We start from the raw sequence: 14,443 nt of genomic DNA on the forward strand, positions 1-14,443 counted from the left end.
GCGATGCAGAGCACGCTCGCCATCAACCTTTCGCGGATCGCGATCATCGTCGCGATCCTGGCCCTGTGGGAAATGCTGTCGCGCACCGGCATCGTCAATCCGCGCCTGCTGCCGTCGGCGTCCGACACGTTCGCGACGCTCGGCGATCTCCTGCAGCGCGCGGCGGTGCAGAAGGATCTGATGGTGACCGCGACCGAGGTGCTCGCCGCGTTCGCGCTGGCCGTGCCCTTCGGCGCGGTGATCGGCTTCCTGGTTGCCGAGAACCGCTACTTCGCCGATGTCGCCAAGCCGCTGCTGTTCTTTGCCTTCAGTATCCCGAAGTCGATCTTCCTGCCGATGTTCATCCTGGTGTTCGGCGTCGGCTTTGCCCAGAAGGTCGGCTTCGGCTTCTTCTCGACCATCTTCATCGTGATCATGTCGACCACGACGGCGGTGGACTCGGTCAAGGTCGAGCATCTGACGGTGGCGCGCTCCTACGGTGCCACGCCATGGCAGACGGCGTTTCGGGTCTATCTGCCGAGCATGCTGCCGGTGCTGCTGGAGGCCTTGCGGATCTCCATGATCTTCAACCTGACCGGTGTGATCCTTGCCGAGATGTACGCCTCGCGCGACGGCATCGGCCACCAGATCGCGACCTGGGGCGAGAATTTCCAGATGAAGCAGCTCCTGGCCGGCGTCGTGATGGTGGCCGCGATTGCCATGACCTTCAACGAACTTGTCAGATGGGTGGAAACGCGATGCAGCCATTGGCGAACGTGACCCCGTTGAAACCCGCCGCGCGGGCCGGCGCGATCGAGGTGAAGAATGTCGGCCAGGTGTTCAAGACCAGGTCGCAGGACGTCGTCGCGCTGGAGGACGTTTCGCTGGAGATCAAGCCGGGGCGATTCGTCGTGCTGGTCGGCCCGAGCGGCTGCGGCAAGTCGACCCTTCTGATGATGATGGCCGGCCTGCGTCAGCAGACGTCCGGTGCGATCACGATCAGCGGCGCGCCGATCCCGCAGCCCGACCCCGACAGGGTCGGGGTGGTGTTCCAGGAAGCGAGCCTGTTTCCCTGGCTCACGGCCGAGGACAATGTCGAATTTCCGCTGGCGCTACGCGGCGTGTCCAAGGCTGAGCGCCGCGCCAAGGCGCAGGATGCGCTCAAGCTGGTCGGGCTCGAAGGTTTCGGCAAACGCCATCCGCATGAACTGTCCGGCGGCATGAAGCAGCGCGTCTCGATCGCGCGCGGGCTGGTGCAGGATCCGCCGGTGCTGCTGATGGACGAGCCGTTCGCAGCGCTCGACGAGCAGACCCGCATGACCATGGGCGACGAACTGCTGCGGATCTGGGCGGCGACCGGCAAGACCGTCGTGTTCGTCACGCACAGCCTGACCGAAGCCGTGTATCTCGCCGACGAGGTGATCGTGATGTCGGCGCGGCCTGGCCGTATCGTCGACCATCTCCAGGTCCAGCTCCCGCGGCCTCGCACCTACGAGATGCTGAGTGGCGATGCCTTCGGCGCGTTGCGTGATCGCATCTGGCGGCACATCCGCAAATCGGCGTGAGGCGGAGATGAGCGCCAAAACGCTGCGATACCTGATCGTGATCGGCCTGATTGCCCTGTGGGAGCTGTTGCCGCGCACCGGTCTCATTCCCGAGCTGTTTCTGCCGTCGCTGTCGTCGACGCTGATGGCGGGATGGACGGACGCGGCCGAATATGGTCACGCGCTCGCGGTGACACTCTACGAGGTCGTCGTTTCCATGGCATTCGCCTGCGGTGGCGGCATCCTGCTCGGCGCCATCGTCGGCAGCCTGCCGCGCCCGCGCGTGCTGATCATGCCGATGGTGTCGAGCCTCTATGCGGTGCCGCTCGTGATCCTCTACCCCGTCTTCACGGTCTGGCTCGGCATCGGTTCGGAATCCAAGATCGCGTTCGCCTCGATCTACGGCTTCCTGCCGACGATGCTCGCCACCGCCGCAGGCATCCAGACCATCGATCCGCAACTTCTGCTCGCCGCGCGCAGCATGGGCGCGACGCTGAGCCAGCGGCTGGTCCGCGTCATCATTCCCGCGGCGATCCCGACCGTGCTGTCCGGCCTGCGCGTCGGCGGTGCGCTTGTCATCGTCGGCGTCGTCGTCTCGGAGATGCTGATCTCCTCGGCCGGCATCGGCTATCTCATTTCGCGTTACCGCACCATCCTCGACAGCCCGCACGTGTTCGCGGGCGTATTGCTCGTGCTGTTCCTCGCCATCGCCTTCAATGCCGCGATCCGCTGGATCGAGCGCAAGGCGGCGATCTGGCAGACCGGCACCCGCGCCGGTCAGGCCAATGACGAGATCGCGTCGGGCGCGATGCAGCCGGCGACCTGAGGTATCCGCGTGTACGATTTGACCCTGACATTCGACAACGGCCCCGATCCCGAGGTGACGCCGCGCGTACTCGGCATCCTCGCCGAGCGCGGGATCAAGACCACCTTCTTCGTGATCGGCGAGAAGCTCGCCGATCCCGCACGGCGCGCGCTTGCGGCGCGAGCGCACGGGGAAGGGCACTGGATCGGCAATCACACCTTTACGCACAGCATTCCGCTCGGTGAGCAGAAGGATAGCAACACGGCAGAGCACGAGATCGGCCGGACGCAAGTTGCGATCGGCGATCTCGCGCACCCGCAGCGCTGGTTCCGGCCGTTCGGTGGCGGCGGCAATCTGGATGCGCGGCTGCTGAAGCCGTCCGTCGTCGACTATCTCGCCCGCAACAAGCACAGCTGCGTGCTCTGGAATGCGATCCCGCGCGACTGGGATGATCCTGGTGGCTGGACCGAGCGCGCGCTCGACCAGTGCAGCCGGCAGCCCTGGACGCTGATGGTGCTGCACGATCTGCCGACCGGCGCGATGGATCATCTCGAGCGGTTCCTCGATCGCGCTGAGGCGGCCGGCGCCCGCTTCCGCCAGGATTTCCCGCCCCAATGCGTTCCGATCCGCAACGGCGAGATCGCACTTCCGATCAACGACTATGTATCCTCCATCGAAGAGAGTGTTTGACTGATGAAAGTTGCAAGCTTCACGATCGCCGGCAGCCCGAGCTATGGCATCGTCACCGACAACGGCGTCATCGACGCCGGCAAGCGTCTGAAGGCCTATCCGACGCTGAAGGCGCTGCTGGCGAAAGGCTCGTTCGACGAACTGAAGAAGCTCGCCGCCGAGAAGCCCGACTACGCGCTGCAGGATGTTGCGCTGCTGCCGACCATTCCCGATCCCGACAAGATCTTCTGCATTGGCGTCAACTACGCTACGCATCTGGCCGAGAGCGGTCACCCGACGCCGGCGCATCCGATGATCTTCACCCGCTTTGCCAACAGCCAGGTCGGCCACGGCCAGCCGATGATCCGGCCGCTGGAGTCGGAGCGTTTCGACTACGAAGGCGAGATGGCCGTCATCATCGGCAAGGCGGGCCGTCGCATCTCGCGCGAGGCCGCGCTCAGCCATGTCGCCGGCTATGCCTGCTACAATGACGGCAGCATCCGCGACTGGCAGCGCCACACCTCGCAATTCGCGCCGGGCAAGAACTTTGCCGGCACGGGCGGCTTCGGCCCCTGGATGGTCACGACTGACGAATTGACCGACGTCACCAAGCAGACGCTCATCACGCGCCTCAATGGCGTCGAGGTGCAGAAGGCGCCGATCTCCGACCTCGTCTTCGACGTCCAGGCCCTGATCGCCTATTGCTCGACCTTCACCGAGCTCGCGCCGGGCGACGTCATCGTCACCGGCACGACCGGCGGCGTCGGCGCCTATCGCACGCCGCCGCTGTGGATGAAGGACGGCGACACGGTCGAGATCGAGATTTCAGGCATCGGCATCCTGCGCAATCCCGTCAAGGACGAGCGACGCGCGGCCTGATAGCCGCGTTTCACAACAATAAGAAGGAGATCCCCATGCCCATGCCAACGCATATCCTGCCGACCACTGTGGTCGGCAGCTATCCGCAGCCCGAATGGCTGGTGAATCGCGCGATGCTGTCGAAGGTGGTGCCGCGCACCCGCCTGCATGACATGTGGCGGCTGCCGGCGGAGCATCTGGAGGAGGCGCAGGACGATGCCACCATTGTCGCGATCCGCGACATGGAGCGCGCCGGCATCGACATCGTGACCGATGGCGAGATCCGCCGCGAGAGTTACTCCAACCGCTTCGCCACGGCGCTCGACGGGATCGACGGCGACAATCCCGCGATGATCGTGGCGCGCACCGGGAACACCCAGACGCCGGTGCCGCGCGTCGTCGGCCCCGTCAAGCGCAAGGGCCCTGTCGAGCTGCACGACATGCAGTTCCTGCGCAAGAACACGGACCGCGCCGCCAAGATCACGCTGCCGGGTCCGTTCACGATGAGCCAGCAGGCCAAGAACGAGTTCTACAAGGACGAGGAGGAACTCGCGATGGCGCTCGCCGAGGCCGTCAATGCCGAGGCGCTTGATCTGCAGAAGGCCGGCGCGGACGTAATCCAGCTCGACGAGCCCTGGGTGCGTAACAATCCCGAGCTCGCCAAGCGCTATGCCGTCAAGGCGATCAACCGTGCCCTGCAAGGCATCACCGTGCCAACCGTCGTGCATCTCTGCTTCGGCTATGCCGCGGTCGTGCCAGGCTCGAACAAGCCGGCCGGCTATTCCTTCCTCGCCGAGCTCGACGACACCATTGCCGACCAGATCTCGATCGAGGCGGCGCAGCCGAAGCTCGATCTCGGCGTGCTCAAGGATCTCTCGTCCAAGAAGATCATGCTCGGCGTGCTCGACCTCGCCGATCCCGCGGTCGAAAGCGTCGATATTGTCGCGGACCGCATCCGCAACGGCCTCAAATATGTGTCGCCCCACCGGCTGGTTCCCGCGCCGGATTGCGGCATGAAGTACATGCCGCGCGCAATTGCGTTGGGGAAGCTGAAGGCAATGTGCGACGCCGCGGCCAAGGTGCGGCAGGAGATTGGCTAAAGAAGCACCACGCTCGGCTATGGCGTTCGTCTATCAGCGGCAGTCGGCCGGCCGGGCCGCTCGAAGTCCGCGCGCTTGTGCCCGCTACACCATTTGCCGGGCACGGTCCCGGCTTGTCAGTGAGATCAGTGTCGCGATCGATTTCGGTCCGCTCACGTCGCGAGAGCGAGGCTTGCCATCATCAGGCCGATCGCCGCGATCCAGCCTCCGAGGGCGCGAACGGCGATGGCCCGCCAAGATGCCGAATTGTCCGACGTCGTTTGCCTGAAGACGGCGGTCAGCGCCATCGTCAGCGTGATCACCGTGTAGCCCGCACAGGCAAGGCCGGCCGCAAACAGCAGCCGGTCGGTTTCGGGTCCGAGCTCGGCCCCGTTCGCAGCGCCCCGTATCACGGCGACCGCGAATGCAATCGCGCACAACACGAAGGTGGGAACTTGCGCGGCTGCTGCGAGCAGCATGCCGATCGCGAGCATCATGGTCGCGTCGGCCAGCTGCGTCGCGGCCGCGCCGAACAGGGACGCGAACGGCAGTCCGGCCAGCAGGCCGAGCGGAAACACCAGGATGAGCCAGCGTCCCCTGGCGGCGCCAAGCGTGCCTGCCAGCAGGCCGGTCGCGGTCCAGAGCAGGACATCCTGAAGATCGGTGAGCGGGTGCGAGGCTCCCATGTAGAAATCACCGAGGCGGGCCGCGACGATATGGGCCTCGGCTGCGTTCGCCCCGGTCAGCAGCAACGCTGCAGCGGTCAAGGCCCGTGCAAGGTGCGATCTCATGCGACGGCTCCGAGACCCTGCGCGAGGAAGTAGCAGCCGATCCCGGCGATGCCGGCGCCAAGTCCCTGAATGATGCGCTCGCCGGCGGGCCAGCGCGTCAACGTGCCGATCATGATGCCGCAGAGATGCAGGAGGCCGGTGGCGGTGACGAAGCCGACGCCGTAGGCCAGCGCATTCGCCGCGCGGGGAAGCTCTGCGCCGTGCGCATGTCCATGGAAGATCGCGAAGATCGCGACGATCGCGGCGGCCGCGGCAAAGGGCAGGCGCAGCCGGGCCGCAACAGCCACGCCGAGGATCACGGCGGAAATGGCTATCATCAGCTCCGGCATCGGCAGCGGAACATGCAACACGCCCAGCACTCCGCCGACCGCCATGACGAGCGGGAACGTGATCGGCAGGATCCAGATGGCGGGCGCGCCGAGCTGCGCGCCCCAGATCCCGACAGCCACCATCGCGATCAGATGGTCGATGCCGGTGACCGGATGCAGCAGGCCGCTGGCGAGGCCGCCGGCCACGCCAGCCTGCTCGTGCGCGAGAGCCGGTTGCGTCAGCGCGATTGCTGCGATCGCCGTGGTGAGGGCTCGGGAGATGTGTAGATTCATTGTGCTGCGACTCTCGCTCAGATCACGGCGAACACGCGCGCCAGACGGCCGAAGAACCAGAACATCGACACCGACCCGATGAGATAGGCCGGCAGCGCCTCGCCCCAGCGCGGCACGACGGCATCGAGCCGCCGATGCGCCCAGATCAATGCGAGCACGAGCAGCACGAAGGCAAGCTGTCCGATCTCCACGCCGATGTTGAAGAACAGCAGTGCCGCGGGCAGCAGGCGGCGTTCGAGCCCAAGTCCCGCCAGGGCGCTCGCAAAGCCGATGCCGTGAACCAGGCCGAAGGTGAAGGCCACCATCCAGGGATAGCGCGCGGTGAGCCCGATCTCGCCGCGCTGCTGCTTGACGATCTCCACGCCGACGAAGGCGATGCTCAACGCGATGCAGGCGTTGAGCGGGCGTTCCGGCACGCCGATCAGGCCGAATGCCGCCGCGGCCAGCGAAGCGCTGTGCCCGATCGTGAAGGCGGTGATGGTCTTCACCAGAGGCCAGCCGCCGCCGACGATCCAGATCAGGCCGAGCACGAACAGCAGGTGATCGGCGCCGAGCAGAATGTGATCGATACCGTAATTCACATAAGTCTTGGCCAGCTCGATCCAGGTCTCGAGCGTCGGTGCGCCGGTGCCGAGCACGGAGACGACGGGATTGGCCGTCGAGATCGTGTAGCTGCGCGGCTCGCCCTCGATCGGGACGACCTTGATCAGGACCACCGACATGTTGGAGCCGAGATTGGTGATGGTGATCGGGCCAATCAGTCCCTTCTGGCCGCAGTTCATCTCGGGCAGACGCAGGAAGCAATGCGGCGGCACCCGCAGATCGACCCGCGAGGCGCCGATCGACGGCTCTATGCTCCAGCGGCCGACGAAGGCGCCTGGGCGAACCTCGCGGAATTCAAGCACGCCCATCGCCGCTTCATGCGCATGAAGCACCGATGGCCGGATCAGCACGGCCAGAGCGAAGGTCAAGGCCAGCAGCGCAAGCCGCAAATATCGTATCGTCGTCACGGCTCGTTCCGCACTTGATAGGATGCCTTGAGCCGCTTGACCGCTTCCCAGGCGCGCTTGCGGGTTTCCTCCGTGTGCCAGTTCCTGGCCGCCTCATCCCGAACGCTGTCGAGACTGGCAAGATTTCCGGCTTGCCGAGAATCCAGCCGGGCGACGTGCCAGCCATCCTTGGACTGCAACAGCTTCCATTCCCCCTCCGGCATCGCCAGCAATCCGTCACGGAAATTGTCGCCGAAGGATGCCGAGAGACTCTCGACGGGGCGGCCGAGGATGGCGCGCGTGAGCTTCTGCAACTCCTCGGATTCGCGCTGCTGAGTGATGTCGTCGAGCTGACGCTGCGCCGTTTCCTGATCGGTGGGCGGGGTGATGTAGAATGAAACGCGCTCAGGCTCGTCGAAGCGGCCGTGATTTTCCGCGAACCATGCTTGCAACTGCTCGTCGGTGGGACGCGGCACGCGGATCTGATCGAAGATCAGCAATTGCATCTTGTAGGCGATCCGGTCGCGGATCGTCTCGTCACCGCGGTCGACGGCAAGCGCCTTGCCTTCACGATAGAGAATCTCGCTCGCGACCCAGCTGTCGATCATCTTCTGGAGCTGCGCCTCGGAAGGCGCGCGTTCCTTGTCCTCGTCGAAATTGTCGATGAAGGACTGCCGCATTGCCTTGGTGACGGTGATGACTTTTTCGTCCTTGGCCGGAGGATGCAGCACCGCGTCGATGCCGAAGATGATCGCTCCGAGCAAGGTGAAATGCAGCAGAGGCTCGCGCGACAGCCGCGCAAATAGAGAGACAAGCGAGCGCGAAGACTTCGTTGCGCCGTGGGCGACATCGTTCGGATCTGAATCGTCGATACGCGATATCGGAAAGGGCTGCACTTCAACTGGTGTCGCTGGCATTGACATACGGTTGTCACAAACTTTCTTGGCACGCGCGTCGCCGCGTCTTATGCGGCAGTGCTTTTCATCTGTCATCCTCTAACGCTCATGCGGCGAAGAAAAATGCAATGGAAAAACGCAAGAGGCAAGATGCCGCACACGCAGTGCGCAGTTGTCGCGGTCAAACACAAATCCTTCACGAAGCTGTATCGTAACTCTGGCCAGTATCGCCGCGTGCAGGGAGCCGCGCACGCGGATGAGCCAAACGGCTCTCACTCTCCGCACCTCTGGCTAATTTTCTCGATATGTGACACGAGGGGCGATAGATGTTTCCATCCGGCAAGACGATCCTGTTGACTGCAGCATCGGCAACCTTGGCGCTGACGCAGAGCGCTGCAGCCGACGACTGGGGGCGCGGCGAGCGCCGCGGCAATCCCTATGTTGCCGGTGACATGCACAACCACAACACCTGCACCGATGGTTCGGTCGCAGCCGGCTACACGATCGATCGCGCGGTCGGCCGCGGCACCGCGTCCGCCGGCGGAAACAATTTCGATCTCGACTGGTTCACGCTCGGCAACCATGGCGGCTCCGGCAACCGCGACTGCCGCTTCAGCGACACCAGCGCCAATCTTCCGGGACAGACCACGACGACCTGGAGCCAGACGCTCGGTCAGACCATCGACGGCATCACCATCAGCAGCCTGAAGGGCACCCCGAACGGCACCGGCAGCGGCGCGCAGATGTGGCGCTGGCAGTCGATCCGCGAGGTCGAGTATCCGACCATCGTCAATCGCACCAACACCTACGACAAGGTGCTGATCGAAGGTCTCGAGTGGATCGCGCCCGGCCATGAGCACGTCGACGTCGCCGTCATCACCGGACAGCACCCGAAGCACCGGTGGAAGCCCGGCAACGCGGACAAGATGGCGGAATTCGAATACCGCTTCGACCGCGCCGACACCGACGCGATCGGTCCCACCATCGATGCCGGCGGCAACCAGCTCTGGCCCGGCAAGGACAACGTCAACAACACGGGCACCGCGGGTCACCAGAAGGCGCTCACGGGCATCAAGTGGCTGCAACAGAACTATCCGCTGCAATCCTACGTCATCCCGACCCACACCGAGCGCCAGGGACCGTTCAGCGCGACCGCCAATAAGGGCTATAACATCGAGCACTTCCGCGACTTCAACAACGCGGGCCCGACGGTGGCGTTCGGCATCGAATCGCCCGGTCACTTCGCCGAAGGCGGCGCAACCGGCGGCTCCGGCTCGTACACGCCCAACGCGGTCGGCGGCGGCACCTACGGCATGAGCGGCATCTACACCGCGAAGGTCGGCGGCCTCTGGGACGGTCTGCTCGGCGAAGGCCGCAACTTCTTCATCTTCGTGAGCTCCGACTGGCACAGCCGCGGTGCGGGCGGTGCGCGTGATTCCTTCACGACCGCCGACTTCATCCCCGGCGAGTACACCAAGCTGTACGTTCCGAATGCCGGACGGTTCTCGTCGCAGCACGTTGTCGACGGCATGCGTTCGGGTAACTCGTACTCGGTCAATGCCGACCTCATCGGACCGGATCTGGTGTTCCGCGCCAAGGCGCGCGGCGACGACTGGAAGACGATGGGCGAGACGCTGGTCGTGAGGCCGGGGGACAAGGTGACGGTCGAGATGGAGATGACCGTCCCGGCCGAGAACAACGCCCCCTACAGCTTCAACAACCCGCTGCTGTTGCCCGTCGGGATCAAGCAGCCGCTGAACAAGCCGTCGCTCGACCACGTCGACCTCATCACCGGCAAGATCACCGGCGTTGTTGCGCCCGATGCGGCCGGCTATTCGGTTCCGAATGCGGCCGGTACGGCCGGTGCGGCGATCGTGTACAATCCGACGGCGACCATCGCGCAGCAGATCCTGGCGAAGCAGATGCATCGCGAGCATCAGCACCATGGCGCTGTCCGCCTGAAGTTCACGACGACGTTCAGCGCCGGCAACACGCCGTTCTACATCCGCGCGCGCGGAACCAACATTCCGAACGGCACCCCGAACGTCACCGACACCGCCGGAAACCCGCTGCTCGACGCCAACAACGCGCTGGTCAGCTGCACCGATCCGGCTTGCCCCGCGCATCTCGAAACGGTGAACGGCGCCAAGAAGGTGACCCACGACGTTCAGGCCTATTCGAACACCTGGTTCTACGCCAATCCGATCTTCGTGCGGCCGGAGCGTTCGCCGAAGCTGCTGGTCGAGACCAATGCCGAGCTGGCTCGCCGGCTCGGGCAGCGCGCCGATAACGATCATGATCACGACCATGACCATGGTCACGATCACGATCATCACGACCATCACTGACGCGATGATTTGAGGCCATCCGGCGGGACGCATGACAAATGCGTCCCGCCGTACCTATTTTATAACCCGCTAGACTTGCCAGCACGCTCGTGATGTCACTGTTCCGTATCTCGGTCTGCACACTATCCCTTCTCTCTGCCGGCTTCGGTTGCGCGCTGGCCACCCCCGGTGCGGTGCCTGCCTCCGACGAGCCTACCCGGGAAGACTGCAACGCCGCGGTGGCGGAGGCGCGCGCATTGGCGGCCGATCTGCCGCCCGATCATCTGTCCCGCTACTTTGCCGAGCGGCATTTGCACCAGGCCCTGGTCGAGGCCGGCAATGGCGAATTCGACGAATGCGTCGATATGGCCGCGCGTGCCTCCGACGAGGTGCGCGAACGCCGCCATGAGCTGCAGCCGGGCGAGCAGCTGAGAGTGCTCAAGCCGAACGAGTAGCGAGAGCGGAGATCTTGCGCGCTGTCATCGCAGCGTCATCTTTCCCCGCGCATTGTTGGCCGAGCTTCACCAACAGGTAGATGTCGCGACATGGATCAGATCGAGCCGCTTTTCCCGATTCCCCTCATGCGCTCGCCTGGGCTGCTGCCGCCATCGCTGAACGAGGCCGCGGTCGCCGCGATCCGCAGTACCACGATCGAAGGGAATCTGCGCTCGGGCCAACTGTTCCACACCGAGGTTGCCGATCCCCGCGACAATGAGCTGTTTCGCCAGATCGCCGAGCTTGCCGCACCGAAGCTGGTCGATTTCGGCGTCCTGCTGTTCGGCGAGCAGTTGCGCTGGACGGTCAAGGAGATGTGGACCAACATGCTCGAGACCGGCGGAAACCAGACGCTGCATTCGCACGCCAACAGTTTCGTGTCCGGCATCTTCTATCTCACGCCCTCGCACGCGGCGTGCAAGACGGTGTTCGTGCGGCCGCCCGGCGGCTCAGACTTTTCCTTCCGTCACCACACCCGCAGTGCCGCCATCGGGCCGTTCAATGCGGGCAAATATGTTTTGCCGGAAGCCGAGCCCGGCGATCTCGTGCTGTTCCCGAGCTATCTCTATCACGAGGTGCCCAGAAATCCGGGCGGGCAGCGGATCACGATCGCCTTCAACGCGATTCCGGACCATCTGGACTGCTGGGGCTATCGCATCAACTTCGCGCCGTGAGGCCGTCGATCACTCGTTTCTCATGCCGAACTCTCGAAGCAGCAGGTCCCTTGCCTCGCGGCGGGACGGTGCTGCCTCGTTGATCTTGCGCAGCAGGCGTGCGGCGGCCGCGCGGTCCGAGCCGAGCAGGGATTTTGCCATCCCCATCAGCGGTCCATAGGCCGGATCGAACTCCGCGCTCAGGCGAAGCGCGTCGATGAGGCCCGGCGACGCCGCGTCGATCAACGCGGCTCCGCGCGGATCGCCTGGCAGAGACGCACCGGCTTCGAGAAAGCGGTTGCGCGCGGCCCAGTAGGCATTGAGGCGTGTGCCCAGCGCGTCGCGCTCGGCTGCGCTCACGAGCAGTTCATTCGGATCCGGGCGAATCTCCTTCGTGACGGCAAGCAGCAGTGACCAGGGCGCCGCCGTGAGCGCACGGACATTTCGGCGCGCATCGAAAGTCACGAACGGATAGTCGTCCGTGTTGCGCGGACCCTCGCCGGCGAATGTGGAGAGGGCGCGCGGGCCTGCTACATATTGGCCGAGGAGATCGATCGATGTCTCGAACCCGAGGGGGCGAACGGCTGATGCGACCGCGGGATCGCGAAGCCGCGCAGCCAGCGCGTCGGTGTCGAGATGGCCGCCGTCCCGCGTTCCGACCAGCGCAAGCATCGGTGTGCGGACGCTGTAGTGATTGAGCCAGGCCGCGCCGTCGGGATAGACGTCGAGAAAGCCGCGGACGATGGCGCGCAGCGACGGCATATCGAGCTGGTACAGCGGCAGCCATTGGCAGAAGATCCCGCCGGGCGCGAGGCGCCGTTTCACGGCTGCGAAATGCTCCACCGTGTAGAGCGCGCCGCTGCCGTCGAGCGCGGGATGAAACAGGTCGGCGATGATCACGTCGTGCTGGCCGGTATCCGCAGCGACGTAGCGGCGGGCATCCGCCACCGTCACAAGCGGCGCTGATGCCGGTGGCGGATTGACGAACCAGGGCAACAGCTCCACCACTTCGCGGGAAAGTTCGACGGCGCGCACGCTGACGCCGGGCATCTGCGCGCCGCCGACCATGGTGGCGCCGGTGCCGATACCCAGGAACAAGGCGCGGTGCGGGGCCTCGTGAAGCAGCAGCGGCAGCATCGCCTGCCGGTAGTCGGAGCGCGTCGAGCTCGTCCCGCCCATGCGGAAGTGGCCGTTGATCTCGAGGTAGCGCACGCCCGCGGCGTCATCGACGACGCTGGCCGTCGCCATCGGACCTTCACGGACTGCGAGCAGCGCGCCACCCGGCGGCACGCGCGTCAATGATGGCGCAGGATTGAGCCACAAGATGAGCGCGGGGACTGCCGGTACCGCGGACCACAGCAGCGCCGATCGGCCGGGCGGCAGCAGCAGCAGATAGCCGACCGCAACGGCAAGCAGCGCCGTCCATGCGCCAAGGGCCGGAATCAGGAATTGCGCCGCCAGCAGCGGCGCGATGCAGGCACCAAGGCTGTTGATGCCGACCGCCGCTCCGACCGAGCCGCGCTGATCGCTCACCCGTTGCGCCAGCAGGCCGAACAGCGCGCCCATGGCGCTCGCAGGAACCAGGAACAACACCATCGCCACGGCCAGCTCACCAAAGATGTCCGCAGACGATACGGCCTCGACCAGGCGGCCGGCATAGGGGGCCAGCGCCGCGGTCGCGATGCAGGCGAGTGCGGTTGCCGCGAGCAGGCCGCGGAGATTTCCATCCCTGGCATCGCGCCCGGTCCGCTGCCAGAGCAGGCTCCCCGCCGCGGTGCCGAGCAGATAGGCGGCGAGCAGCCCGGCGAACGTGTAGACGGTGTCTTCCATCACCTGGGCGGCGATCCGGACCACGAGGACCTCGAAGGCGATTCCCAGCAGTCCCGTGGCGAACAGGGTGATGGTGAGCCGCACGTCGCGAATGCGTTCCGGCCGCCGTTCCTCGGCATCGGCCGTGGCGGCTGGGCCGAGCGCGAGCGCGCCAAGCGCGCAGAACGCGTTGACGGCGGCAAGGCAGAGCAACGTGCCCGAAAATCCCAGCGCCGGGATCAGAAGGAATGTCGCGACGAGCGTGCCGGCAAGAGCTCCGGCCGTATTCGCGCCGTAGACGCCGGCCGTGACGCGGGCTTCGCCACGCGCGTTCCGCATCATCCGTTCCAGCGCGGCCAGCGTCCCGCCCATCGCCATCGTTGCCGGCAGCAGCACGAGAGTCGGCAGCGCCAGGCTGCCGGCCCAGAGCAGGGCAGCCGACGGCTCGGTGCCGAGCAGGGGGGCAAGAGCGCGACCGGCGGCCGGCAGCAACCAGACGCTGATCAGGCCCCACACGGCAATGACGGCTTCGAGCATCGCATAGACGCGCCATGGCGATGCAGCGCGGCGGATCGGCCGATCGAGCGCGAACGCGCCCAGTGCCAGGCCGCCGAAGAACCCGGCAATGACCCCGAGCACCGCCATCATCTCGGTGCCCAGCACGAGGCTCAGCTGGCGCGTCCACACGATCTCGTAGCCGAGGCCCGCAAGACCCGACGCGGTCACGATCGGCACGAGAGCCCAGGCGCGGCTTGCAGCCTGGCGCGTGCGCGCCGGCGCGGCCTCATCCTGCGCCGCGCCTGCGAACCGGCCAGCCGAAGCGATCGCGATGCTGTCCGGCTCAGATTGCATTCCTTCACTCCTGTTCGAACGCGACCGACTGCGCGGGGCAAGCTGAACGCTTTGCATCGGCCGAGTGGTGTTCTCGGCCGATCAGAGCATTCGCT

Annotated in this window: 14 protein-coding genes; 9 read left to right on the forward strand and 5 right to left on the reverse strand. The window is 65.5% G+C overall.

The window, feature by feature from the left end; genetic code table 11:
• Nucleotides 1-3: 3 nt before the first annotated feature.
• Genes QA642_RS14325 through QA642_RS14350 form a run of 6 tightly spaced genes read left to right on the forward strand, consistent with a single transcriptional unit; the run spans nucleotide 4 to nucleotide 4,955 of the window.
• Entirely contained in the window at nucleotides 4-759 is a 756-nt protein-coding gene (locus tag QA642_RS14325; RefSeq protein ID WP_283085227.1) for an ABC transporter permease, read from the forward strand.
• Nucleotides 738-1,544, forward strand: coding sequence for an ABC transporter ATP-binding protein (locus tag QA642_RS14330; protein WP_283085228.1), 807 nt, complete (start codon nucleotides 738-740; stop codon nucleotides 1,542-1,544). The genes QA642_RS14325 and QA642_RS14330 overlap by 22 nt, the downstream gene beginning before the upstream one ends.
• 7 nt (nucleotides 1,545-1,551) lie before the next feature.
• A complete protein-coding gene (locus QA642_RS14335; RefSeq protein WP_092218420.1) occupies nucleotides 1,552-2,349 on the forward strand; it encodes an ABC transporter permease in 798 nt (265 codons plus the stop codon).
• A gap of 9 nt (nucleotides 2,350-2,358) precedes the next feature.
• A complete protein-coding gene (locus tag QA642_RS14340; protein WP_283085229.1) occupies nucleotides 2,359-3,018 on the forward strand; it encodes a polysaccharide deacetylase family protein in 660 nt (219 codons plus the stop codon).
• 3 nt (nucleotides 3,019-3,021) lie between these two features.
• A complete protein-coding gene (locus QA642_RS14345) occupies nucleotides 3,022-3,876 on the forward strand; it encodes a fumarylacetoacetate hydrolase family protein (protein ID WP_283085230.1) in 855 nt (284 codons plus the stop codon).
• Nucleotides 3,877-3,911: 35 nt separating this feature from the next.
• Complete coding sequence (locus QA642_RS14350; protein ID WP_283085231.1) at nucleotides 3,912-4,955, forward strand: 5-methyltetrahydropteroyltriglutamate--homocysteine methyltransferase; 1,044 nt, start codon at nucleotides 3,912-3,914, stop codon at nucleotides 4,953-4,955.
• Nucleotides 4,956-5,107: 152 nt separating this feature from the next.
• Here the strand turns inward: QA642_RS14350 and QA642_RS14355 are convergent, their stop codons facing one another.
• The 4 genes from QA642_RS14355 to QA642_RS14370 are packed head-to-tail and all read right to left on the reverse strand — an operon-like array spanning nucleotide 5,108 to nucleotide 8,308.
• Nucleotides 5,108-5,725, reverse strand: a complete 618-nt coding sequence (locus QA642_RS14355) for a HupE/UreJ family protein (protein ID WP_283085232.1) — start codon at nucleotides 5,723-5,725, stop codon at nucleotides 5,108-5,110.
• Nucleotides 5,722-6,327 (reverse strand): HupE/UreJ family protein, encoded by a 606-nt coding sequence (locus tag QA642_RS14360; RefSeq protein WP_283085233.1) that lies wholly within the window; start codon nucleotides 6,325-6,327, stop codon nucleotides 5,722-5,724. The genes QA642_RS14355 and QA642_RS14360 overlap by 4 nt, the downstream gene beginning before the upstream one ends.
• Nucleotides 6,328-6,344: 17 nt before the next feature.
• The gene (locus QA642_RS14365; protein WP_283085234.1) at nucleotides 6,345-7,337 is read right to left on the reverse strand and encodes a HupE/UreJ family protein; all 993 of its coding nucleotides are present in this window, start codon (nucleotides 7,335-7,337) and stop codon (nucleotides 6,345-6,347) included.
• Complete coding sequence (locus QA642_RS14370; protein ID WP_283085235.1) at nucleotides 7,334-8,308, reverse strand: peptidylprolyl isomerase; 975 nt, start codon at nucleotides 8,306-8,308, stop codon at nucleotides 7,334-7,336. Before QA642_RS14370 ends, QA642_RS14365 begins: the two co-directional genes overlap by 4 nt.
• 230 nt (nucleotides 8,309-8,538) lie before the next feature.
• Between QA642_RS14370 and QA642_RS14375 the strand changes: the two genes are divergently transcribed.
• The 3 genes from QA642_RS14375 (at nucleotide 8,539) to QA642_RS14385 (ending at nucleotide 11,708) form a co-directional block, all read left to right on the forward strand.
• Nucleotides 8,539-10,560: a hypothetical protein gene (locus tag QA642_RS14375; RefSeq protein WP_283085236.1), complete on the forward strand. Its 2,022-nt coding sequence runs from the start codon at nucleotides 8,539-8,541 to the stop codon at nucleotides 10,558-10,560.
• Nucleotides 10,561-10,652: 92 nt separating this feature from the next.
• Entirely contained in the window at nucleotides 10,653-10,994 is a 342-nt protein-coding gene (locus QA642_RS14380) for a hypothetical protein (protein WP_283085237.1), read from the forward strand.
• A 90-nt stretch (nucleotides 10,995-11,084) separates the two neighbouring features.
• Nucleotides 11,085-11,708, forward strand: coding sequence for a 2OG-Fe(II) oxygenase family protein (locus QA642_RS14385; RefSeq protein WP_283085238.1), 624 nt, complete (start codon nucleotides 11,085-11,087; stop codon nucleotides 11,706-11,708).
• A gap of 9 nt (nucleotides 11,709-11,717) precedes the next feature.
• Here the strand turns inward: QA642_RS14385 and QA642_RS14390 are convergent, their stop codons facing one another.
• Entirely contained in the window at nucleotides 11,718-14,348 is a 2,631-nt protein-coding gene (locus tag QA642_RS14390; RefSeq protein WP_283085239.1) for a spermidine synthase, read from the reverse strand.
• Between the last annotated feature and the right edge of the window lie 95 nt (nucleotides 14,349-14,443).

This window comes from Bradyrhizobium sp. CB2312 (genome assembly GCF_029714425.1).
Lineage (GTDB): Bacteria > Pseudomonadota > Alphaproteobacteria > Rhizobiales > Xanthobacteraceae > Bradyrhizobium.

What these genes read in the sequence shown, in the direction of transcription:
- QA642_RS14325 (WP_283085227.1), top strand. Translation starts at nt 4, where the DNA reads ATGCAGAGCACGCTCGCCATCAACCTTTCGCGGATCGCGATCATCGTC.
- QA642_RS14330 (WP_283085228.1), top strand. Translation starts at nt 738, where the DNA reads ATGCAGCCATTGGCGAACGTGACCCCGTTGAAACCCGCCGCGCGGGCC.
- QA642_RS14335 (WP_092218420.1), top strand. Translation starts at nt 1,552, where the DNA reads ATGAGCGCCAAAACGCTGCGATACCTGATCGTGATCGGCCTGATTGCC.
- QA642_RS14345 (WP_283085230.1), top strand. Translation starts at nt 3,022, where the DNA reads ATGAAAGTTGCAAGCTTCACGATCGCCGGCAGCCCGAGCTATGGCATC.
- QA642_RS14350 (WP_283085231.1), top strand. Translation starts at nt 3,912, where the DNA reads ATGCCCATGCCAACGCATATCCTGCCGACCACTGTGGTCGGCAGCTAT.
- QA642_RS14355 (WP_283085232.1), bottom strand. Translation starts at nt 5,725, where the DNA reads ATGAGATCGCACCTTGCACGGGCCTTGACCGCTGCAGCGTTGCTGCTG.
- QA642_RS14360 (WP_283085233.1), bottom strand. Translation starts at nt 6,327, where the DNA reads ATGAATCTACACATCTCCCGAGCCCTCACCACGGCGATCGCAGCAATC.
- QA642_RS14370 (WP_283085235.1), bottom strand. Translation starts at nt 8,308, where the DNA reads ATGACAGATGAAAAGCACTGCCGCATAAGACGCGGCGACGCGCGTGCC.
- QA642_RS14375 (WP_283085236.1), top strand. Translation starts at nt 8,539, where the DNA reads ATGTTTCCATCCGGCAAGACGATCCTGTTGACTGCAGCATCGGCAACC.
- QA642_RS14380 (WP_283085237.1), top strand. Translation starts at nt 10,653, where the DNA reads ATGTCACTGTTCCGTATCTCGGTCTGCACACTATCCCTTCTCTCTGCC.
- QA642_RS14385 (WP_283085238.1), top strand. Translation starts at nt 11,085, where the DNA reads ATGGATCAGATCGAGCCGCTTTTCCCGATTCCCCTCATGCGCTCGCCT.
- QA642_RS14390 (WP_283085239.1), bottom strand. Translation starts at nt 14,348, where the DNA reads ATGCAATCTGAGCCGGACAGCATCGCGATCGCTTCGGCTGGCCGGTTC.